This is a genomic window from Frigoribacterium sp. NBH87, from assembly GCF_014217665.1.
Taxonomy (GTDB): domain Bacteria; phylum Actinomycetota; class Actinomycetes; order Actinomycetales; family Microbacteriaceae; genus Frigoribacterium; species Frigoribacterium endophyticum.
Map to the genome: position 1 here is coordinate 1643799 of NZ_CP043650.1, position 21990 is coordinate 1665788.

18 protein-coding genes are annotated in these 21990 nt (G+C 71.5%); 2 read left to right on the top strand and 16 right to left on the bottom strand.

The genetic code is table 11. The features are described from left to right. Positions 1-175: 175 nt before the first annotated feature. The 3 genes from F1C15_RS07590 to rpoB all read right to left on the bottom strand — a co-directional run bounded on the left by F1C15_RS07590 (position 176) and on the right by rpoB (position 8285). Positions 176-727 carry a GNAT family N-acetyltransferase gene (locus tag F1C15_RS07590; protein WP_056057454.1) on the bottom strand — a complete coding sequence of 184 codons (552 nt, stop codon included), beginning with the start codon at positions 725-727 and terminating at the stop codon, positions 176-178. Positions 728-862: 135 nt separating this feature from the next. Then, on the bottom strand, positions 863-4744 hold the full coding sequence (locus F1C15_RS07595) for a DNA-directed RNA polymerase subunit beta' (protein WP_056057458.1): 3882 nt from the start codon (positions 4742-4744) through the stop codon (positions 863-865). A 49-nt stretch (positions 4745-4793) separates the two neighbouring features. After that, positions 4794-8285, bottom strand: a complete 3492-nt coding sequence (gene rpoB, locus F1C15_RS07600) for a DNA-directed RNA polymerase subunit beta (protein WP_056057461.1) — start codon at positions 8283-8285, stop codon at positions 4794-4796. A 330-nt stretch (positions 8286-8615) separates the two neighbouring features. Between rpoB and F1C15_RS07605 the strand changes: the two genes are divergently transcribed. Then, a complete protein-coding gene (locus tag F1C15_RS07605) occupies positions 8616-9473 on the top strand; it encodes a spermidine synthase (protein ID WP_056057464.1) in 858 nt (285 codons plus the stop codon). A gap of 127 nt (positions 9474-9600) precedes the next feature. Here F1C15_RS07605 and csrA read toward each other — a convergent pair whose 3' ends face one another. From csrA to F1C15_RS07670, 13 genes are all read right to left on the bottom strand, one after another. Next, on the bottom strand, positions 9601-9849 hold the full coding sequence (gene csrA / locus F1C15_RS07610; protein WP_056057467.1) for a carbon storage regulator CsrA: 249 nt from the start codon (positions 9847-9849) through the stop codon (positions 9601-9603). A gap of 31 nt (positions 9850-9880) precedes the next feature. Next, entirely contained in the window at positions 9881-11005 is a 1125-nt protein-coding gene (locus F1C15_RS07615; protein WP_185233906.1) for a hypothetical protein, read from the bottom strand. A 19-nt stretch (positions 11006-11024) separates the two neighbouring features. Then, a complete protein-coding gene (locus tag F1C15_RS07620; protein ID WP_185233908.1) occupies positions 11025-13076 on the bottom strand; it encodes a flagellar biosynthesis protein FlhA in 2052 nt (683 codons plus the stop codon). Then, complete coding sequence (locus tag F1C15_RS07625) at positions 13076-14272, bottom strand: flagellar biosynthesis protein FlhB (protein ID WP_056059113.1); 1197 nt, start codon at positions 14270-14272, stop codon at positions 13076-13078. The genes F1C15_RS07620 and F1C15_RS07625 overlap by 1 nt, the downstream gene beginning before the upstream one ends. 50 nt (positions 14273-14322) lie before the next feature. Beyond that, on the bottom strand, positions 14323-15042 hold the full coding sequence (locus F1C15_RS07630; RefSeq protein ID WP_167261376.1) for a flagellar biosynthetic protein FliR: 720 nt from the start codon (positions 15040-15042) through the stop codon (positions 14323-14325). A 41-nt stretch (positions 15043-15083) separates the two neighbouring features. Then, a complete protein-coding gene (gene fliQ, locus F1C15_RS07635; protein ID WP_056057474.1) occupies positions 15084-15359 on the bottom strand; it encodes a flagellar biosynthesis protein FliQ in 276 nt (91 codons plus the stop codon). Further along, positions 15359-16222: a flagellar type III secretion system pore protein FliP gene (fliP, locus tag F1C15_RS07640; protein WP_235491331.1), complete on the bottom strand. Its 864-nt coding sequence runs from the start codon at positions 16220-16222 to the stop codon at positions 15359-15361. The genes fliQ and fliP overlap by 1 nt, the downstream gene beginning before the upstream one ends. Positions 16223-16428: 206 nt before the next feature. Beyond that, positions 16429-17115 carry a flagellar biosynthetic protein FliO gene (locus F1C15_RS16145; protein WP_056057477.1) on the bottom strand — a complete coding sequence of 229 codons (687 nt, stop codon included), beginning with the start codon at positions 17113-17115 and terminating at the stop codon, positions 16429-16431. Positions 17116-17118: 3 nt separating this feature from the next. Beyond that, a complete protein-coding gene (fliN, locus tag F1C15_RS07650; RefSeq protein WP_056057482.1) occupies positions 17119-17850 on the bottom strand; it encodes a flagellar motor switch protein FliN in 732 nt (243 codons plus the stop codon). Continuing rightward, positions 17847-18812 (bottom strand): flagellar motor switch protein FliM, encoded by a 966-nt coding sequence (locus F1C15_RS07655; RefSeq protein WP_255465546.1) that lies wholly within the window; start codon positions 18810-18812, stop codon positions 17847-17849. Before F1C15_RS07655 ends, fliN begins: the two co-directional genes overlap by 4 nt. A gap of 46 nt (positions 18813-18858) precedes the next feature. Continuing rightward, positions 18859-19899 (bottom strand): flagellar motor protein MotB, encoded by a 1041-nt coding sequence (locus F1C15_RS07660; protein WP_185233910.1) that lies wholly within the window; start codon positions 19897-19899, stop codon positions 18859-18861. Then, the gene (locus tag F1C15_RS07665; RefSeq protein WP_056057484.1) at positions 19896-20723 is read right to left on the bottom strand and encodes a motility protein A; all 828 of its coding nucleotides are present in this window, start codon (positions 20721-20723) and stop codon (positions 19896-19898) included. The genes F1C15_RS07660 and F1C15_RS07665 overlap by 4 nt, the downstream gene beginning before the upstream one ends. Position 20724: 1 nt before the next feature. Beyond that, positions 20725-21087: a flagellar FlbD family protein gene (locus F1C15_RS07670; protein WP_185230414.1), complete on the bottom strand. Its 363-nt coding sequence runs from the start codon at positions 21085-21087 to the stop codon at positions 20725-20727. A gap of 286 nt (positions 21088-21373) precedes the next feature. On the opposite strand from F1C15_RS07670, the gene F1C15_RS07675 reads away from it, so the two are divergent. Continuing rightward, complete coding sequence (locus F1C15_RS07675; RefSeq protein ID WP_185230416.1) at positions 21374-21982, top strand: hypothetical protein; 609 nt, start codon at positions 21374-21376, stop codon at positions 21980-21982. The last annotated feature ends 8 nt before the right edge of the window (positions 21983-21990 follow it).

The following is a 21990-nucleotide window of genomic DNA, read 5'->3' on the forward strand; positions in this document are numbered from 1 at the left end:
GGTGGTCGGGATCGCGTCGGCACGGTCGCCCGGGTCGGGAGTCCGAGCGGTGTCCACGCTAAGGCGAGCGGCCCTCGGGGGCACGTCCCAGAGCGGGTGCCCCCGCAAGGGGGCACAGGGCGTCACCCGTCGCCGCGGCCGGCCGTGCAGGAGGCCTGCGGGAGGCGCGGGCCGACTACCCGAGGACGCGCTGGTACAGCACGTGGTCCTGCCACCGCCCGGCGATCCGGAGGTAGCTCGGCGCCGTGCCGATCAGCGTGAACCCCGAAGCCTCGAGCACGCGCCGGGAGGGCACGTTGTGCGGCAGGGCGCTCGCCTCGAGGCGGTGCAGCCGCAGGCGCGTCGCGGCGAGGTCGGCCACGACCGCCACGGCCGCCCGGGCGAGGCCCCGGCCCGTCCGCTCCCGGTCGACCCAGTAGCCGACCGAGGCGGCCTGGACCGGGCCACGGACGATGTGGTTCAGCGAGATGCCGCCGACGACGCGGTCGCCGTCGGGGCCTCGCTCGACGAGGTGGAGGGGCAGGGCCTCCCCCGAGTCCGCCGCCGCGATCCGTGCCGTCAGCAGGGCGAGCTGGCCGGCCGGCTCGAAGAACGAGGCCGGGCGAGCAGGGTCCCAGGGGGCGAGGTGGTCGCGGTTGCGCGCCTGCGCGGCCGCCAGCGACGCGGCGTCGCCGACCCGCGCCTCCCTCAGGGTGACGTCGTCGGTGAGGGCCTGCTCGAACTGCACCCCACCGAGCGTAGGCGCGGGCACGACGAAGGGCCCTGGCTCTCGCAGGTGCGAGAGCCGGGGCCCTTCGTGGTGCTGGGCCTCCTGGGGAGGTGCGGGTCAGGTCAGACCCTCACCGCGCCTCCCCGGGGGGGCTCAGTTGTAGGTGCCGGGCGTGAAGTCGTCCGACGAGAACGAGTCGAAGTCGACGAAGCTGAGGTCAGCCTCGTTGAACGACGCGTCGTCGGTGAAGACGCGGTTGGGGTACCGCTCGGCCTTCGCCTCCTCCGTCGCCTCGACCGACACGTCGCGGTAGCGCGACAGGCCGGTGCCCGCGGGGATCAGCTTTCCGATGATCACGTTCTCCTTGAGGCCGACCAGCGGGTCGCTCTTGCCCTCCATGGCGGCCTGCGTGAGCACGCGGGTCGTCTCCTGGAAGGACGCGGCGGACAGCCACGACTCGGTCGCGAGGGAGGCCTTGGTGATGCCCATGACCTCCTGGCGAGCCGACGCCGTGCGCTTGCCCTCGGTGAGCGCACCGCGGTTGATCTCGTTGTACTTCGACCGGTCCACCAGCTCGCCGGGGAGCAGGTCGGTGTCGCCGTGGTCGACGACGGTGACCTTGCGGAGCATCTGACGGACGATGACCTCGATGTGCTTGTCGTGGATCGGCACGCCCTGCGAGCGGTAGACGTCCTGGACGCCACCGACGAGGTGCTGCTGCACCGCACGGACGCCCTTGACTCGCAGGACCTCCTTCGGGTCGACCGCACCGGCGATGATCTGGGCACCGAGCTCGACGTGCTGACCGTCCTCGACGAGGAGGGTCGAGCGCTTGAGCACCGGGTAGATCACCGGCTCGTCGCCGTTGTCGAGGTTGAGGATGACGCGGCGGGCCTTGTCGGTGTCCTCGATCGTGATGCGACCCGCGCCGTCGGCGATCGGGGACGCGCCCTTGGGGGTGCGCGCCTCGAACAGCTCCGTCACACGGGGGAGGCCCTGCGTGATGTCGTCGGCCGAGGCCGAACCACCGGTGTGGAAGGTGCGCATCGTCAGCTGCGTGCCGGGCTCACCGATCGACTGGGCCGCGATGATGCCGACGGCCTCGCCGATGTCGACCAGGTTGCCGGTGGCCAGCGAACGGCCGTAGCACTGGGCGCAGACGCCGACGGCGGCCTCACAGGTCAGCACGGAGCGGACCTTGATCGACTCGACGCCCGCGGCGACCAGCTGGTCGATGAGGACGTCGCCGACGTCCGCACCGGCCTCGGCCACGACGGTTCCCTGCGGGTCGACCGCGGCGGCCGCGAGCGACCGGGCGTAGACCGTGTTCTCGACCGTGGCGTCGCGCACCATGACGCCGTCGGCGTCGGGAGCGGCGATCGGCAGCTCGAGGCCGCGCGAGGTGCCGCAGTCGTCCTCACGGATGATGACGTCCTGCGACACGTCGACGAGTCGACGGGTCAGGTACCCCGAGTCGGCCGTACGGAGGGCCGTGTCGGCCAGTCCCTTGCGGGCACCGTGCGTCGCGATGAAGTACTCGGCCACCGACAGGCCCTCGCGGTACGACGAGATGATCGGGCGGGGGATGATGTCGCCCTTCGGGTTGTTCACGAGGCCTCGCATGCCGGCGATGTTGCGCACCTGCAGCCAGTTACCACGAGCACCCGAGGTGACCATGCGGTTGATCGTGTTGTCGACCGGGAAGTTCGACCGCATCTCGGCGGCGACCTCGTTCGTGGCCTCCGTCCAGATCTTGATCAGGTCGGCACGACGCTCGGCGTCGGAGATGAGGCCCTTGTCGAACTCGGCCTGCACCGCCGCGGCCTGCTTCTCGTAGCCCGCCACGATCTCCGGCTTGCGCGGAGGCGTGAGGACGTCGGAGAGCGCGACCGTGACACCGGAACGCGAGGCCCAGTAGAAGCCCGCGTCCTTGATGTTGTCGAGAGCCGCCGCGACGGCGACCTTCGGGTAGCGCTCGGCGAGGTCGTTGACGATCGTCGAGAGCATGCCCTTGTCGGTCACCTGCTGGACGAACGGGTAGTCCGCCGGCAGGTTCTCGTTGAAGAGCGCACGGCCGAGGGTCGTGTCGAGCAGGATGTCCTGGCCGACCTCGTAGCCCTCGGGGCCCTCGCCCTCGGCGAAGTGCACGCCGTTCATGCGGATCTTGACCATCGCGTTGAGGTCGAGCGAGCCCTGGTCCTTGGCGAGGATCGCCTCGGACACCGACGAGAAGGCACGGCCTTCACCGGTGGCGCCCTCGGTGACCGTCGTCAGGTAGTGCAGGCCGATGATCATGTCCTGGGCGGGCAGGGTCACCGGACGGCCGTCGGACGGCTTCAGGATGTTGTTCGACGCGAGCATCAGGATGCGCGCCTCGGCCTGGGCCTCGACGGACAGCGGCAGGTGCACGGCCATCTGGTCGCCGTCGAAGTCGGCGTTGAACGCCGCGCAGACGAGCGGGTGCAGCTGGATGGCCTTGCCCTCGACCAGCTGGGGCTCGAAGGCCTGGATGCCGAGACGGTGCAGGGTGGGCGCGCGGTTCAGCAGCACGGGGCGCTCGCGGATGATCTCCTCGAGCACGTCCCACACCTGCGGGCGCGAACGCTCCACCATGCGCTTGGCCGACTTGATGTTCTGAGCGTGGCTCAGGTCGATCAGGCGCTTGATGACGAACGGCTTGAACAGCTCGAGCGCCATCTGCTTGGGCAGACCGCACTGGTGCAGCTTCAGCGTCGGGCCGACGATGATGACCGAGCGGCCCGAGTAGTCGACGCGCTTGCCGAGCAGGTTCTGGCGGAAGCGACCCTGCTTTCCCTTGAGCATGTCGCTCAAGGACTTCAGGGCGCGGTTGCCGGTGCCGGTGACGGGACGACCACGACGGCCGTTGTCGAACAGTGCGTCGACGGCCTCCTGCAGCATCCGCTTCTCGTTGTTGACGATGATCTCGGGGGCACCGAGGTCGAGCAGTCGACGGAGGCGGTTGTTGCGGTTGATGACGCGGCGGTACAGGTCGTTCAGGTCGCTGGTCGCGAAGCGGCCACCGTCGAGCTGCACCATCGGGCGCAGCTCCGGCGGGATGACCGGGACGACGTCGAGAACCATCGCGGCCGGCGAGTTGCCGGTGGCGAGGAAGGAGGAGACGACGCGCAGTCGCTTGATCGCGCGGATCTTCTTCTGGCCCTTGCCCTCCGAGATCTGCAGGTGCAGGTTCTCGGCCTCGGTCGCGAGGTCGAAGGCCTCGAGGCGCTTCTTGATGGCCTCGGCGCCCATGTGGGCCTCGAAGTACATGCCGAAGCGGTCCTGGAGCTCGTGGAAGACGGCGTCCTCGGGCTTGAGGTCGCCGACCTTGAGGGTGCGGAAGTCCTCCCACACGCGCTCGAGGCGGTTGATGTCCTCGTCGAAGGCCTTGCGGGTCTGGCCCATCTCCTTCTCGGCGACGTCCTTCGCGCGACGCTTCTGGTCGCTCTTGGCGCCCTCCTCCTCGAGCACCGCGAGGTCGTCCTCGAGCTTCTTGAGGCGGTCGGCGATGCGCGTGTCGCGCTGCGACTCGAGCTGCTTGATCTCGAGGCGGAGCTCGTTCTCGAGGCCGGGCATGTCGGCGTGACGGCCCTCCTCGTCGATCGAGATCACCATGTAGGCCGCGAAGTAGATGACCTTCTCCAGGTCCTTCGGGGCCATGTCGAGCAGGTAGCCGAGGCGCGAGGGCACGCCCTTGAAGTACCAGATGTGCGTGACGGGGGCGGCGAGCTCGATGTGGCCCATGCGCTCACGGCGCACCGACGACTTCGTGACCTCGACGCCGCAGCGCTCACAGACGATGCCCTTGAAGCGGACTCGCTTGTACTTGCCGCAGGCGCACTCCCAGTCACGCGACGGCCCGAAGATCTGCTCTCCGAAGAGGCCGTCCTTCTCGGGCTTCAGCGTGCGGTAGTTGATGGTCTCCGGCTTCTTGACCTCACCGTGCGACCAAGCACGGATGTTGTCGGCCGTCGCGAGGCCGATCCGCAGCTCATCGAAAGTTGTTGCTTCGATCAAAATTCAGTCCCTTGTCAGAAAGATTCGACGTGTCGTTGTGGGAGGGGGCTCAGATTTCGTCGACGTTCGACGACTCGAAGCGCGAGGAGATGTTGATGCCGAGCTCTTCGGCGGCACGGAAGACCTCGTCGTCCGTGTCGCGCAGGCTGACCGTCTGGCCGTCGGCCGAGAGGACCTCGACGTTCAGGCAGAGCGACTGCATCTCCTTGATGAGGACCTTGAAGCTCTCCGGGATGCCGGGCTCCTGGATGTTCTCGCCCTTGACGATCGCCTCGTAGACCTTCACGCGGCCGAGGATGTCGTCGGACTTGATCGTCAGGAGCTCCTGCAGCGCGTACGCGGCGCCGTAGGCCTCGAGGGCCCACACCTCCATCTCTCCGAAGCGCTGTCCGCCGAACTGCGCCTTACCACCCAGCGGCTGCTGCGTGATCATCGAGTAGGGGCCCGTCGACCGAGCGTGGATCTTGTCGTCGACGAGGTGGTGCAGCTTCAGGATGTACATGTACCCGACCGAGATGGGGTTCGGGAACGGCTCACCCGAACGACCGTCGAACAGGCGCGCCTTGCCGGACGAGCCGATCAGGCGGTCGCCGTCACGGGTCGGCAGGGTCGAGTCGAGGAGGCCCTCGATCTCGCGCTCGGCGGCGCCGTCGAACACCGGGGTGGCGACCTTGGTGCCGGGAGCGGCGCTGAGCGCCTCCGGGGGCAGGTTCTTGGCCCACTCCTGGACGCCCTCGACGTTCCAGCCCTGCGCGGCGATCCACCCGAGGTGGATCTCGAGCACCTGGCCGAAGTTCATTCGACCGGGGACGCCGAGCGGGTTGAGGATGATGTCGACCGGCGTGCCGTCCTCGAGGAAGGGCATGTCCTCCACGGGGAGGATCGTCGAGATGACGCCCTTGTTGCCGTGGCGGCCGGCGAGCTTGTCGCCCGCGGTGATCTTGCGCTTCTGGGCGATGAACACGACCACGCGCTGGTTGACGCCCGAGCCGAGCTCGTCGTCGCCGTCCTGCGAGTCGAAGACCTTGACGCCGATGACCGTTCCCTGCTCGCCGTGGGGCACCTTCAGGGACGTGTCGCGGACCTCACGGCTCTTCTCGTTGAAGATGGCGCGCAGCAGGCGCTCCTCGGCGCTGAGCTCGGTCTCGCCCTTCGGCGTGACCTTGCCCACGAGGATGTCGCCGGGGCGGACCTCGGCGCCGATGCGGATGATGCCGCGCTCGTCGAGGTCGGCCAGCAGGTCCGGGCTGACGTTGGGGAGGTCACGGGTGATCTCCTCCTTGCCGAGCTTCGTGTCGCGGGCGTCGACCTCGTACTCCTCGATGTGGATCGAGGAGAGCGTGTCGTCCTTGATGAGGTTCTGCGACAGGATCATCGCGTCCTCGTAGTTGTAGCCCTCCCACGGCATGAACGCGACGAGGAGGTTCTTGCCGAGCGCGAGCTCGCCGTTCTCCGTCGCCGGGCCGTCGGCGATGACCTCGCCGACCTCGATGCGCTGACCGGCGTCGACGATCACGCGGTGGTTGTAGCTGGCGCCCTGGTTCGAGCGGTCGAACTTGCGCAGGTAGTACTCCTGCGTGCCGCCCTCGTCGAGCTGGACCACGACCACGTCGGCCGAGACCTCGGTGACGACGCCCGCGGCGTCGGCGGTGACGACGTCACCGGCGTCGATCGCGGTGTAGCCCTCCATGCCGGTGCCGACCAGGGGGCTCTCGCTGCGGACCAGCGGGACGGCCTGGCGCTGCATGTTGGCGCCCATGAGGGCGCGGTTCGCGTCGTCGTGCTCGAGGAACGGGATGAGCGAGGTCGCGACCGACACCATCTGGCGCGGCGAGACGTCCATGTAGTCGACCTCGTCCTTGGCGACGAGCTCCACCTCGCCGCCCTTCTTGCGGACGAGCACCTTGTCGTCGACGAAGTCGAAGCCGTCGGTGAGGGGGGCGTTCGCCTGGGCGACGACGTAGTCGTCCTCCTCCGACGCGGTGAGGTAGTCGATCGTCGCGGTGACGTGACCGGCCTCGACCCGGCGGTAGGGGGTCTCGATGAAGCCGAACGAGTTGATGCGCGCGAACGAGGCGAGCGAGCCGATCAGGCCGATGTTCGGGCCTTCCGGGGTCTCGATCGGGCACATGCGGCCGTAGTGCGAGGGGTGCACGTCTCGCACCTCGACGCCGGCGCGCTCACGGGAGAGACCGCCCGGCCCGAGGGCCGAGAGCCGACGCTTGTGCGTCAGGCCCGAGAGCGGGTTGTTCTGGTCCATGAACTGCGACAGCTGCGAGGTACCGAAGAACTCCTTGATCGCGGCGACGACGGGGCGCACGTTGATCAGGGTCTGCGGGGTGATCGCTTCGATGTCTTGAGTGGTCATGCGCTCGCGGACGACGCGCTCCATGCGGGAGAGACCGGTGCGGACCTGGTTCTGGATCAGCTCGCCGACCGCGCGGATGCGACGGTTGCCGAAGTGGTCGATGTCGTCGACGTCGAGGCGGAGCTCGACGGCGTTGCCGTCGCGCGTGCCGTCGATGGTCTTCTCCTCGGCGTGCAGCGAGACGAGGTACTTGATCGTCGCGACGATGTCGTCGACGGTCAGGACCGAGTCGCCGAGGGGCGCGTCGATGCCGAGCTTGCGGTTGATCTTGTAGCGACCCACCTTCGCCAGGTCGTAGCGCTTCGGGTTGAAGTAGAAGTTGTCGAGGAGCGCACGCGCGGCCTCGGCCGCGACCTGCTCGCCGGGACGGAGCTTGCGGTAGATGTCCTTGAGGGCCTCTTCCTTCGTGAGGATGGCGTCCTTCTCGAGGGTGGCCTCGATGGACGCGAAGCCCTTGAACTTCTCCGTGATCTCTTCGCTCGTCAGGCCGAGGGCCTTGAGGAAGACGGTGACGCTCTGCTTGCGCTTGCGGTCGATGCGGACGCCGACCTGGTCGCGCTTGTCGATCTCGAACTCGAGCCAGGCACCGCGGCTCGGGATGACGCGGGCCGAGTAGATGTCCTTGTCGGAGGTCTTGTCGGAGGCGCGCTCGAAGTAGACGCCGGGGCTGCGGACCAGCTGCGACACGACGACGCGCTCGGTGCCGTTGATGATGAACGTGCCGCGCTCGGTCATGAGCGGGAAGTCGCCCATGAACACGGTCTGCGTCTTGATCTCACCCGTGAGGTGGTTCATGAACTCGGCGTTGACGTAGAGGGGGGCGGCGTAGGTCTTGCCGCGCTCCTTGCACTCGTCGATCGAGTACTTGGGGTCTTCGAGCTCGGGCGCGGTGAACGACAGCTGCATCGTCTCGCCGAGGTCCTCGATCGGGGAGATCTCCTCGAAGATCTCCTCCAGGCCGGAGTGGAGGGCGAGGTCGGTGCGACCCTGCTCGGTGGCCTCGGCGAGGCGCTGCTTCCAGATGTCGTTGCCGACGAGCCAGTCGAAGCTCTCGGTCTGGAGCGCCAGGAGGTCGGGGACCGTCAGCGTGTCGGTGATCTTGGCGAACGAGAGGCGCGATGCGCCACGGCCGTTCTTGGGTGAGTTGGTGTTTGCGGTGTTCGCAGCAGCCAAGGAAGTAACCTCCGTGGACCCCGTCGGGTCATCACTGTCGGACAGTATGAGTGAGTGGTTGAACGGCCCTCCCGGAGCCGTCGGGGCGTACAGTCCGAGGACCAGCCCGTTCCGACGACCGGACGCGCCCCCGCCGCGATATTCGGAGGCCGTCTCGAGGTGCGTCGTCGACCGCAATATGACGACGGGACGCACGGGGAGCGCAAAGGTCAATACTATGCAGCCGGGACACGCCTGGCAAGCCCTGTCGTTGACTCTCAGCGGAACCTTCGGTATAACGCGGGAGCGGCCCGTGTGTTCCCGCCCCCGAGGGGTGGGAAGCTGGGCCACATGGCTGCTGCGCACGACGACCCCTCCGGCGAGATCACCATCGGCGCCGGCCTCGCCCGCGTCGACGAGGACCGCCACCGACCCGGCGCGTTCACGCTCGTCGTCGACGGCACCCCGCAGTCGCACGTCGACCTCGACGACCCCACCCACCTCGCCTTCGAGTACGTGCGGCGCATCGGCCACGCCATCGACCTGCTGCCCGAGGGGCCGGTCACGGCGCTGCACCTCGGAGCCGGCGCGCTGACGCTGCCCCGCTACGTGGAGGCCACCCGCCCGGGGTCGCGACAGCAGGTGGTCGAGCTCGAGGCGGACCTCGTGGCGCTGGTGCGCGAGAAGCTGCCGCTGCCGAGGGGCGCCTCCATCAGGGTCCGCTACGGCGACGCCCGCGAGGTGATGCTGAAGCTCCCGGCCGGGCTGCGCGGCACGGTCGACCTGCTCGTCGTCGACGTCTTCGGTGGCTCGCGCATCCCCGCCCACGTGACCTCGCTCGAGTTCTACTCAGCCGCGGCGGAGTTCCTCTCCCCCACCGGCATGCTGATCGTCAACTCCGCCGACGGGGCCGGGCTCGCCTTCGCCCGCGGCCAGGCGTCGACGCTCTCGACCGTCTTCGACCACGTCGCCGCCGTCGCCGACCCGGCGACCCTCAAGGGCCGGCGGTTCGGCAACGTCGTGCTGATCGGCTCGCCGTCGCCGCTGCCGACCGACCGCATGCCGCGGCTCTACTCGTCGGACCCGTTGCCGGCCAAGGTCGTGCACGGCCGCGAGCTGCGCGACTTCGTCGCCGGCGCGCCCGTGGTCACCGACGCGACGGCGGTGCCGTCGCCCGAGCCGTCGCGGAGCGTGTTCGGGGCGCGCTGACCGCCCGTCACGGCGAGGCACCCCCTTCTCGCACGGTAACCCCGCCGCGGCGGGGTTCACCTGCGAGAACGGGGTGTGTCGCGAGCAGGGCGGGGTCGCAGGCGCGGGGCGCGCCGGGCGCGCCGGGCTACTGGTCGGCGCGGGGCGCGGGGGCACCGAGCGCGGCGCGGAGGCGGGCCTCGGCGTCGTCGGGGGCCGCGGCCGCCGCGACGTTGGCCTCGGAGACCGCCTGGACGACCTCCTCGCGCTGGATCTTCACGCCGCGGGGGGCGTCGATGCCGATGCGCACGCCCTCGCCCCGGGAGTCGAGGACGGTGATGACGATGTCGTCACCGATGAGGATCCGCTCCCCGACCTTGCGCGTCAACACCAGCATCGGGCCAGCTTAGCGACGTGAGGGTCGCTGGCTACTCGCGCCACCCCACCGGCACGCCGAGCAGGTGCACCGTGCCGGGGGTCGCGGTGTCCTGCGCGCCGACGACCGCGACGGCCGCGACGGGCTGCACCGCGCGGACGGCCTCGACCCAGCGCGCCGTGTCGTCGTGCTTGCGGCCCACGTCGACGGCGACCCAGAGCTGGTCGGCCCCGATCGAGCGGAGGGCGTCGGGGGCGTCGTCGTCCCACGCGAGGGCGGTGACGACCGACGAGCCCTCGTGCACCCCGGTGGCCCGGGCGAGGATGGCGCTGCGGCGGTCGGAGACGTCGACCGAGCGCAGCCCGAACGCCGACGCCATCTGCGCCGCCACCCGGAACGCGTCGCCCGGGCGGCCCACGACGACGACGAGGTCGCCGGCGCCGCGCAGCAGCCCCGGAGCGGCCGGCAGGTCGGCCTGCCCGGCCGCGGCGAGCGCGGGCGACGTGGTGGCGGCGGCCGCGGCGAGGAACTCCGCGGCGGTGGTCAGCGGGCCCGGCCGGGCGTCGTCGGCGGCGGCGGGGGCGACGACGGGGTCGACCGCGATGCCGTTGAAGGTGAAGTCGTCCATGATGTCGGCGAACGCGTCGGTGCGGGTCGAGACGTCGGCCGGCGACGGGACCGGCACCGCGCCTCCGGCGGTCGACGAGGAGGCGGTGGTCGCGCCCGCGGCGGAGGCGGCGGCCGCGGCGGCACGGGCGGCGCGACGGGGGCTGTCGACGGCGCCCGCGTCGGGGGCGCGCGGCAGCACGACGACCTCGGGTGCGGGGCGCCGGCCGGCTCCCCCGCCGGCGAGCACCTCGTCGAAGGGGTCCCGCGCGGGTGAGGGGGCGGCGGCCGCGGCGCCGGGGCGGGCCCCGTCGTCGAAGCCGTCCGCCGCGTCGGCGTCGGCGAGGAGCGCCGCGATGCCCGCCCGCGAGGCGGGCTGCGTGATGGTCACCCGGGCGACCGGGCGGTCGGTGGCCGGGTCGGGCACCTCGACGGTCACCTCGTAGTGCTTGCGGGCGAACAGGCCGCCCACTCCCCCGACGGTCACCTTCTGGGCGGCGACGACCCGGGCGCCGGGACCGTGCACCGCGCGGGCCTCAGCGGCGAGCTGCTCGAGCGACTCCCCGCTCATCTGCACCCTGCGCGCCACGTCAGGCCGCCGTGATCGGGTCGGCCGCGCGGACGACGCCGACGGTCTCGATGGTCGAGCCGGCGGCCGTGGCCTCCTGGTACGAGAGAACCGGCAGGCCGTTCTGCTGCGCCGACACGAGCCGGTGGATGGCGGGGCGGAGCGCGGGCGCGCAGACGAGCACGGCGCTGAGGCCCTGGGCCTCGACGCTCGCGACCGAGTCGCGCAGCGAGCCGAGCACCTGCTCGACCCGGTGGCCGTCGAGCAGGATCTGCGTGCCCTGGTCGCTCGGCCGCAGCCCCTCGAGCATCGACTGCTCGAGGCCCGGGTCGATCATGATGACGCGCAGCACGGCCCCGTCGAGGTAGCGCGCGGTGAGCGCGGGCCCGAGGGAGGCGCGGGCCGCCTCGATCAGCCCCTCCGGGTCGGTCGACTGCTTGGCGCGGAGCGTCAGCCCCTCGCAGATGCGCGCGAGGTCGTTGATCGGGATGCGCTCGGCGAGCAGCCCCTGCAGCACGCGCTGCAGCTCGGCGAGTGACAGCATGCTCGGCACGAGGTCGTCGACGGCGGCGGCGTTGACCTGCTTGACGCCCTCGGTGAGCACGCGGACGTCCTCGCGGCTGAGGAGGCGGGCGGCGTTGTCGCCGATGATCGACGAGAGGTGGGTGACGAGCACCGAGACGCGGTCGATGACGGTGGCGCCGGTCATCTCGGCGCTGTGGCGCATCTCGGCCGGCACCCATTTGCCGGCGAGGCCGAAGACGGGCTCGATCGTGACCGTGCCGGGCAGCGAGTCGAGCTGGTCGCCGAGGGCGAGCACCGAGCGGGCGGGCGCCTGGCCGCGGCCCGCCTCGACGCCGGCGATGCGGATCGAGTAGGTCGACGGCGGCAGGTCGACGCTGTCGCGGGTGCGGACGGGCGGCACGACGATGCCCATGTCGACGGCGATCTTGCGGCGCAGCGCCTTCACGCGGCCGAGCAGGTCGTCGGAGGCCCCGCTGACCATGTCGACGAGGTCGGGCGCGAGCAGGATCTCGAGGGCGTGGACGCGCATCTGCTCGAGGAGGTCCTCCGTGGTGTCGGTGGGGGCCGGGGGCGCGACCTCGGCCTCGAGGGCCGCCCGCGCCTCCTCGGCCTTCGCCTTCGTGCTGAGGCGCTGGGCGATGATCAGCAGCGTCGCGCCGATGACGAGGAAGGGGATGATCGGCATGCCGGGGATGAACCCCATGCCGATCGCCGCGACGCCCGCGATGGCGATCGCGATGCGCGACTGCCCGAGCTGCGCCGCCGCCTGCGAGCCCATGTCGCTGTCGGCGCCCGAGCGGGTGACGATCATGCCGGTGCTGACCGCCATCAGCAGCGCGGGGATCTGCGTGACGAGGCCGTCGCCGATGGTGAGCAGGCCGTAGTGGCCGAGGGCGTCGGCGGGCTCCATGCCGTTCTGCAGCACGCCGATGGCGATGCCGCCGATCAGGTTGATGACGATGATCAGGATGCCCGCGATCGCGTCGCCCTTGACGAACTTCGACGCGCCGTCCATCGCGCCGTAGAAGTCGGCCTCGGCGCTGACGTCGGCGCGGCGCTGCTTGGCGACCTCGTCGGTGATCAGGCCCGCGTTGAGGTCGGCGTCGATGGCCATCTGCTTGCCGGGCATCGCGTCGAGGGTGAAGCGCGCGCCGACCTCGGCGACGCGCTCGGCGCCCTTGGTGACGACGACGAACTGGATGATGACCAGGATGCAGAAGATGACGGCGCCGATGATGATCGAGCCGCTCACCGCCACGTGGCCGAACGCCTCGATGACGTGGCCGGCGAAGCCCTCGCCGAGCACGAGGCGCGTCGACGCGACGTTGAGGCCGAGGCGGAACAGCGTCGCCACGAGCAGCAGCGACGGGAAGACCGAGAAGTCGAGCGGCTTCTTCACGAAGAGCGTCGTCAGCAGGATCACCAGCGCGAGCAGGATGTTGCAGATGATCAGCACGTCGAGCATCGGGGCCGGCACGGGCACGACGAGCAGCAGCACGATCGCGACCACGCCGACGGGCACGGCGAGCTTGGGGAGTGTCTTCTTCATCAGGCGGTTCCTCCGGTGACGGACGGACGGGGAGCAGTGGGGGCACCGGCCGGAGGCGCGGTTCGGGAGGCGGCGTCGCGCGCGACCCGCAGGCGGCGGGGCATCGCGTCGGCCTCGAGCGAGCCGGGCGTGAGCACGCCGGCGACCTCGTCGGGGGTGGTGGGGCGGGGGTTGGCGTGGGTGCCTGCGACGGCGGACGCCCCGCGGGCCTGGAGGGCCATCACGAAGGTCAGCACGCGCGCGACCGGCGTGTAGAGGTCGACCGGGATCTCGTCGCCGAGGCCGCAGGAGGCGTGCAGGGCACGGGTCAGGGGGACGTCGCGGACGAGCGGCACGCCCGACTCCTCGGCGCGGGCACGGATCGCGGCGGCGACGGCGCCGGCGCCCTTGGCGACGACGCGGGGCGCCGACTTGCCGGGCTCGTAGCGGAGCGCGACGGCGTAGTCGGTCGGGTTGACCATGACGACGTCGGCGTCGACGATCGCGCCCATCATGCGGTTGCGGCTCATGGCGAGCTGACGCGAGCGGCGCTGCGACTTGACCAGGGGGTCGCCGTCGCTGCTCTTGCTCTCGTCGCGCACCTCCTTCTTCGTCATGCGGGTCTTCTTGCGGTTGCGGCGCATGACGACGAAGACGTCGGCGGCGGCGAGCAGCAGCCCGGCCACGATGGCGGCGCGGAGCAGGATGCCCGTGCCGGCCTCGGCCTCGGCGAGCAGCGCGGAGACGCTGAGGCCGCCGCCGCTCATCAGCACGGGCATCAGGCCCTGGATGGCCATCCAGAGCACGACGCCGACGACGGCGGTCTTGATCAGGGCCTTCGCGCCGTTCCAGAGGGCCTGGGTGCCGAAGGTGTTCTTGATGCCGGCGAGGAGGTTGAACTGCTCGTAGTTGCCGGTCATCCGCTTGATGTGGACGCCGCCCTGCACGATCGCGGTGACGAGCACGGCGACGCCGACGACGGCCAGCATGGGCGCGATGGTCGCCGCCATCGACCCCACGCCGTCGCCGAGGAGGGCGACGACGGTGGTGTCGTCGGGGTGGCGGATGATCTCGCCGATCGAGAAGAGCTGGTCGGTGCCGGCCTCGGCCCCGCGCTGGATGGTGCTGGGGATCATGACCGCGGCGGCGCCGACTCCGATCCACGCGCTGAGGTCCTGCGAGCGCGACAGCTGGCCCTTGGAGTGCACCTCCTTCATCCGCTTGTCGGTCGCGGCCTCGGTCTTCTCCCCGGAGTCGTCGGCCACGGCTACCCCACCCCCAGGAGCATCTTCGAGGCGTCGCCGGTCAGCGAGCGCACGACGCCGGGCAGGGCGAGGAAGACGCCGCCCGCGAGCATCACGGTCATGAGGATCTTGAGCGGGAAGCCCATCGCGTAGGCGTTGAGCGCGGGGGCGACGCGACTGAGGAGGCCGAGCCCGACGTCGGCGAGGAAGAGCACGACGGCGAGGGGGCCGGCGATCTGCAGGGTCGCGAGGAACATCTGCGAGACGCCGTGCGCCATCATCTCGACCGGGCGGGAGAGGTCCATGCCGAGCCCGAGCGGGAACGCGTCGAACGACCGGGTCAGCCCGCCGATCAGCAGCTGGTAGCCGCCGCTCGCGAACATCAGCGCCAGCGCCGTCATCTGGAAGAGGCGCGTGAACTGCGCGCCGTTCACCATCGACTGCGGGTCGAACGCCTGCGCGAGCGTGAACCCGCCGAAGAGGTCGATCAGGCTGCCCGCGGCCTGCACGGCCGAGAACGCGAGGAACACCAGGAACCCCAGCACGCCGCCGACGACGACCTCGAGCACGAGCGCCACGACGAACTGCCCGGTGGCGAGCGACTCGTACCCGGGCGTCACGCGCGGCGCGACGGCGAGGCCGAGGCCCACGCCGAGCATCGCCTTCACGCGGCCGGGGAAGGCCTTGTAGGAGAACGGCGGCGCGATGACGATGAACGCCGTCATGCGCACGGCGGCCAGCATCGTGGCCTCCAGCCAGCTGAGGTCGAGGGTCACGGTCGGGCCTAGCCGCCGCTGAGGAGCTGCGGGATGCGGTCGAAGACGGCCGTCGTGAACGAGACCATCTCGGAGATCATCCAGTGCCCGCAGACGATGAGGGCGACTCCCACCGCCACGGCCTTCGGCACGAACGAGAGGGTGACCTCCTGGATCTGGGTGATCGACTGCAGGAGCGAGATCGCGAAGCCGACGACGAGGGAGGTGATCAGCACGGGGGCGGCGAGCTTGCCCGTGATGATCAGCGCCTGCATCGACAGGTCGAGGACGGCGTTGGAGTCCATCAGCTGCCCACCTGGTAGCTCTCGATCAGGCTCGTGATGATGAGGCCCCAGCCGTCGACGAGCACGAACAGCAGGATCTTGAAGGGGAGCGAGATCATCACCGGCGGGAGCATCATCATGCCCATCGACATCAGCGCGGCGCTGACGACGAGGTCGATGACGAGGAAGGGGATGAAGATGACGAAGCCGATGATGAAGGCGGCGCGCAGCTCGCTGATCATGAACGACGGGATGAGCGTGAGCATCGGCACGTCGGTCTGGTCGGCGGGGTTCGGCTGGTCGGCCGAGCGGGTCATCAGCGCGAGGTCCTCCTCGCGGGTGTGCGCCAGCATGAACTCGCGGAGCGGCGCCGAGCCGGCGTCGATCGCGCCCTGCAGGTCGAGCTGGCCCGAGAGGTAGGGCTGCACGGCGTCGTCGTTGATGTGCCCCAGGATCGGCGCCATGATGAACAGGCTCAGGAAGAGCGCGAGGCCCGCGAGCACCTGGTTCGGCGGGATCGACGGCAGCGCGAGCGCGTTGCGGGTCATCGCCAGCACGACGAAGATCTTCGTGAACGACGTCATCATCAGCAGCAGCGCCGGTGCCACGCTCAGCAGCGTGATGCCGATCAGCGTGACGACCGCCTGGCTGGGCGTGCCGTCGGGGCCGGTGATGTCGATGTCGAGGCCGCCCGTGCCGGTGCCGTCGGTGACGGTCTGGTCGGTGTCGGTGTAGTCGGTGGGGGTCGTGCCGGCGGTGCCGTCGGTGCTGCCGACGGCGGGCGCGGTCGGGTCGACCGGCGCCACCGGCGAGACGGGGGCGGGCGCCGGGGCGGCGCTGGCGCTCTGGCCGATCAGCATCAGCAGGGCCGAGGCCACGACCATCGCCAGCAGGCCGACGACGACCGCGCGGGCGAGGCGGGTGTCGGCGAAGCGCACGGGCGCGGCGTCGATCGAGACGAAGCTGCTGCGGCGGGTGGGCCCGCCGGCGAGGGCACGGCCGCGCAGGCCGTCGTGCAGCGTCGGGGCGAGCCGCGCGACGAGCGCGGAGCCGAAGGAGGCGCGGGTCGGGCGGGCGAGGGAGGCGCGGGTCATCCGGCGCGTCCGGCCCGCAGGGCCGCGGCCGCCTGGCGCCACGTGCCGGGGGCGAGGATCGAGCCCTCGAGCGGGGTCGAGGCACGGCCGCGGCGGCGCTCTCGCGGGTCGCGCGGGGCGCGGGCGGCGGTGGCCGACGCGGAGGCGACGGTCGCGGCGCGGCGGGCGGCGCCGCGGGGGCGGAGGAGCTCGGGGGCCGGGGCGACGGCGACGGGGGCCTGTGCGGCGGCGGCGGCGGCCGACGCGGCCGGGACGGCGGCCACGGGCAGCGGGGGCTGGGTGGCGAGGACGGCCTCGAACGACATGGGCGCGGGCGCGGGCACCACGGCGGGGGCCGGGGCGGTGAGGGGGGCGATCGGGGTGACCCGCGCCTCCTGCGGGGCCGTCACGGGCGCGACCGGGGCCGGCACCAGCGCCAGCGGCGCGGGGCCGGGCACCTCGGCGGCCGAGAGGACCGTGACCGACGACTCGGTGACGCCGAGCACGAGGCGCTCGCCCTCGACGTCGACGACGACGACGCTGGCCTTGGCGCCGAGGCCCTGACGGGCGACGACGGTGACCGGGGCGGCCGACTTGCCGGAGCCCCGGACGCCCTTGACGAGGCGCTTCTGCAGCACCCACAGCAGGGCGAGCACGACGCCCAGCGAGAGGGCGACGCGCAGCGCGACGAAGAGCGTGTCCACCGGTCAGACCAGGCCGTCGGCGACGTCGAGGATCTTGGTGATGCGGACGGCGTAGTCCTGGTCGACGACGACGACCTCGCCGTGCGCGATCAGGCGGCCGTTGAGCAGCACGTCGGCGGGGGCGCCGGCCGAGCGGTCGAGCTCGATGACGGCGCCGGGCTCGAGGCCGAGCACGTCGCGCACCGACATGCGGGTGCGGCCGATCTCGACCGTGAGGGCCATCTCGACGTTGTTGATGCGGCCGAGGTTGCCGGCGACGGAGTCGAACAGGGGCGACGAGGAGGCGCGGGCCGGGCTCGACCCCACGGTGCCGCCTTCGCGGATGCGGATCGCGAACCAGCCGGCGGGCTGCCCCGCGGCGGTCAGGTCGAAGACCACCGTGTCGGGGTCGGCGAGGAGCGCGTCGGCGGGCTCGCGGCGGCTCTCGCCGAGCACGCCCACGCCGAGCACGCCGGTGGCGGCCTCGAGGGCGGGGCGGAGCACGTCGCCGACGGAGACGAGGGGCGAGTCGGTGCCGGCGGCGGCGGTCAGCTGCTCCATGTCGACGAGCACGAGCGCGGTGTCGGCCGAGACGGCGCCGACGAACGAGGTCATGACGACGCTCGACGCGGCCGTGCGGCGGCCCTGGGCGACGACGGCCTCGAGCGGCACGGCACGGAGCGGCGACGGCGTCGGCAGCACGGAGACGAGCGCCTCCGCCGCGGCGGTGTGCAGGGTGATGGTCGTGCCGGTCATGAGGTTCCTTCTTCGGTGCCGGTCAGGGAGGTGGAGACGACGATGCCCGCGAGGCGGGAGCCGTTGGCCCCGACGGCGGCACGGCCGACGGACTGGCCGTCGACGGTGATCTCGAGCGGTCGCGAGCGCGGGTGCGGCAGGGGCAGCAGGTCGCCGACGGCGAGGCCCAGCACGACGCCGGGGCGGACGGAGGCGGGGGCCAGCTGGAGCGCGACGCCCACCGGCACGGCGGCCAGCTGCGCGCCGAGCAGGCGACGGGCGTCCGCGGCGCCGACCGTCGGGTTCGACTCGCCGAGCTGGGGCAGCAGCACCTCGGCCGGGATGGCCACGGTGCCGAGGGCGGTGCGCTCGCCGACGCGGATCTCGAACGTCGCGACGATCATCAGGTCGGACTTCTGCGCCGCCTGGGCGAACTGCGAGTTGTACTGGAAGCCGCCGACCGAGACCGCGTCGACCAGCAGCGAGCCGAACGAGTAGCGGAGGTCGTCGAGCGCGTCCTCCATCAGGCGGCGCACGAGGGCCTGCTCGACGGGCGAGAAGGTGCGGTCGGGCATCGCGTGCGGCTTCGAGGCGCCGAGCATGTGGCTGACCCAGCCGAGGGCGGCCGAGGTCGGGAACTGCACGACCGCCTTGGGGCCGATGCCCTCGAGCGGGCAGAGCACCATCGCCGTCGTGGCCGGCAGCGACGAGGCGTACTCGTCGTAGGTCAGCATCTGCACGTGCTCGCAGGTGACCTGCGAGAGCACGCGGACCTTGGCGGTCAGCTGCGTGCCCCACTGGCGCGCGAAGGTGTCGAAGGCGAGCTCGAGCACCCGCGAGTGCTCGCGGGCGAGCGTCGTCGGGCGGCGGAAGTCGTAGACCTCGACCTGGCGCGCCGACCGGGCGACCGGCCCGGCGGCGGGCGCGGGGGCGGCGGGCGCCGACGCGGGCGCGCTCGTCACGGCGGGGTCGAGGAGGGTCACGGACGGACCTATCGGCCCGTGCCGTCACCGCGTTAGAGGCGCGTCGTCAGTGCCCCCCGGACTGGGCCCCCTCGTCGTGCGACTCCTCCTTCTTCTCGCTCTTCTCGGACTTCTTCTCGTCCTTCTTCTCCGTCGGGGCCGCGGCGGCCTCCGCGGGGGCCGCGGGCGCGACCGGCTCGGGGTTCCTGCCCGCGGTCACCGCGCCTCCCGCTGCCTCGGCCGCCTGCTCGAGCTTCGGCAGCAGGGCGCTGACGTCGTCGCTCTGGTTGGAGAGCACGACGATGTCGACCCGGCGGTTCGCCGCGAGGTCGGCGTCGGTGCTGCCCTGCACGAGCGGGCGCGACGAGCCGAAGCCGACGGCCTGGGCGTGCTCGACCGGCAGGCCGCCGCGCTCGACGAGGTCGCGGAGCACCTGCGTCGCCCGGGCCGACGAGAGCTCCCAGTTCGTGGCGAACGGCGCCGTCGAGCTGCGCTGGTCGGCGTGGCCCTCGACCGAGACGTCGTGCGAGCTGTCGCGGAGCACGGGCGCGATCGCGTCCATCACCCGGGTCGCCTCGCCGCTGAGGTCGGCGCTGTTCGTGCCGAAGAACGTCTCGGAGCCGACGAGCCGCACGGTCAGGCCGCGGGCGTCGGTCGCGAACTGCACGTCGGCGCTGAGGCCGGAGCCCTCGAGGTTGCCGGCGATGGCCTCCTTGATGGCGGTCAGGTCGTCGAGCTCGGACTGCGCCAGGGCCTGCGCCGCGGCCGCCTGCTCGGCGGTCTGGGCCTCGCCCGACGCTGCCGCCTTGCTCATGTCGGTCTCGTCGCCCTCGGAGTAGCCCTCGCCCTCCTCCGTCACGTCGCTCGCCGGCACCACGGTGCCCGAGGCGCTGTCGACCTTGCCGACGTCGGTCTGGCCGAAGCCCGTCGCGAGCGAGTTGCGGAGCGCGATGTACTTGTCCTGGTCGACGCTCGACATCGCGAACAGCACGATGAACATGCACATCAGCACGGTGACCATGTCCATGTACGAGGCGAGCCAGCGCTCGTCGGGGTGCTCCTCCTCGGCGTGGGTCTTCTTCTTCCGCCCGCCGCGGCTGCCGCTCACGCCGCGAGCCCCTGGTCGTCGGCGCCGGCCTTCGCCTTCGCCCCCTTGGCGCCGCCCTTGCCCTTGGCGTCGGTCAGCGCGTGGGTCGGCACCATGGCCTTGAGGCGCTCGCCGAGGAGGCGCGGCTGGCTGCCCGCCTGGACGGCCAGGACGCCCTCGATCAGCAGCGTCATGCGCGCCTCGTCGAGGTCGGCGAGCTTCTTGAGGCGGCCGGCGAACGGCAGCCAGAGGAAGTTCGCGCTGAGGAGGCCCCAGAGGGTCGCGACGAAGGCCGCCGCGATCAGCGGGCCGAGCTCGTCGGGCGACGCCAGGTTCTCGAGCACGTGGGTGAGGCTGACGACGGTGCCGATGATGCCCACGGTCGGGGCGTAGCCGCCGAGGCTGTTGAAGAACTTGCTCGCGGTGCGGTCGGCGGCGAGGCGGGACTCCATCTCGTCCTCGAGCAGGATGCGGAGCTCCTCGCCGTCGGTGCCGTCGGCGATGTTCTGCAGCGCGCCCTTCATGAACTGGTCGGTCGACTTCTCGGCCTCGGCCTCGAGCGAGAGCAGGCCCTCGCTGCGCGCCTTCTCGGCGAGCGCCACGATCTCGTCGATGACCGACTGCGGCGGGATCACCTTGCCGGTGAACGCGTGCGGGATCTTCTTGAAGCTGAGCAGCGCGTCCTTGATCGTCGTGCCGGCGATGCCGACCGCGATGGTGGCGCCGAAGACGAGGAGCATCGGGGCCGGCAGCAGCAGGCCCTCGACGTGGACGCCCTCGAGCTTGATCATGCCGAAGAGGGCACCGAAGGCGAGCAGGATGCCGATTATCGTCGCGGGGTCCACGTCAACGCTCCAGGGTGGTGGTCGCGGGGGCGGCGGTGGCCGTCGGGGCCGCGGCCGTGGGGAAGGGCGAGACGAGGCCGGAGCCGCTCGAGCCACGGACGATGCCGAGCTGCGGGCCGGTCGACGTGCGCGAGCCGAGGGGCTGCGTCGCGGGGGCGGCGGCGTGCGGCTCGTCGTAGGCGATGGCGACGATGCGGGCGCGGTAGCGGGCGATCATCTCGATCACCTCGGCCATGGGCTCGGTGACGATGTACTTCGCCCCGTCGACCATGATCAGCGTCGTGTCGGGCGTCTCGTGGATCCGCTCGATCAAGTCTGGGTTGACAGCGAATCTGCTGTCGTTGAGTCGCGTGACGACGATCATCGGCCCGTCCTAGGTCTGTGTTCTCCCGCCACCGTCCGTGGGGCGAGCGAGCGCTCGTCCTGAGCTGCTCAGGGGGGACTATCGGCCGGGGGCGGGCCGCCGTTAGGCGGCGGCCGCCGCGGTGTCCGCACTTCGGCGGACGCGCGCCGAGGTGCCCCGTCCTGGGCCCTCCGAGGCGTCGCGGGCCCAGGACGGGGCACCTCGATGCCCGCGGTCGCGGCGGAGACCGACCGATCGGTATGGTGTGTGGCACATATCAGTCGTGACCCGTCGGAAGAAGGCAACTGTGAGCCACTCGCACCCCTCCCCCACGCCCCTCACTCCCGGAGCGACGCCCGACGTCGTCGTGCACCGGCCGACCTGGGCGGCGTTCTGGGTCTCGGCGAAGACGCGCGCCCTCATCTTCGGGGCCGCGATGCTGTTCGTGGCGGTGCGTTCGGGCCCGTCGGGCCTCGTCGCCGTGGTGGTCGCCCTCGCCGTGGCCGGGGTCGGCTTCGCGGTGTTCCTGCGGACCGCCACGGTCACGGTCACGCCGACGTCGGTGAGCTACCGCCGTCTCGGCCGCACGAGCACGGTGGCGCTCGACGGGCGGCAGCGCGGCCTGCTCTGCGTGATGACCCAGGGCGTCCAGGGCATCCCGTGGCTGGGGGTCGTCGGCCCGGGCGGCGAACGCGTCGGCCTCAGCGGCGCCTACTTCGACGGCGCGGTGCTCGGCGACGTCGCCGCCCGCTCCGGCGTCACGGTCGTGCCGGCCGAGCAGCGCCTCACCGGGAAGGAGGCGCACGGGATGGCCCCGGGGTCGGTGCCCGCCCTGCTGCACCGCCCCGCCCTCGTGGCGCTGATCGCGACTCCTGTGGTCCTCGGGGTGATCGCCGTCATCGCGATCCTTGCCTAGTGGTGCCA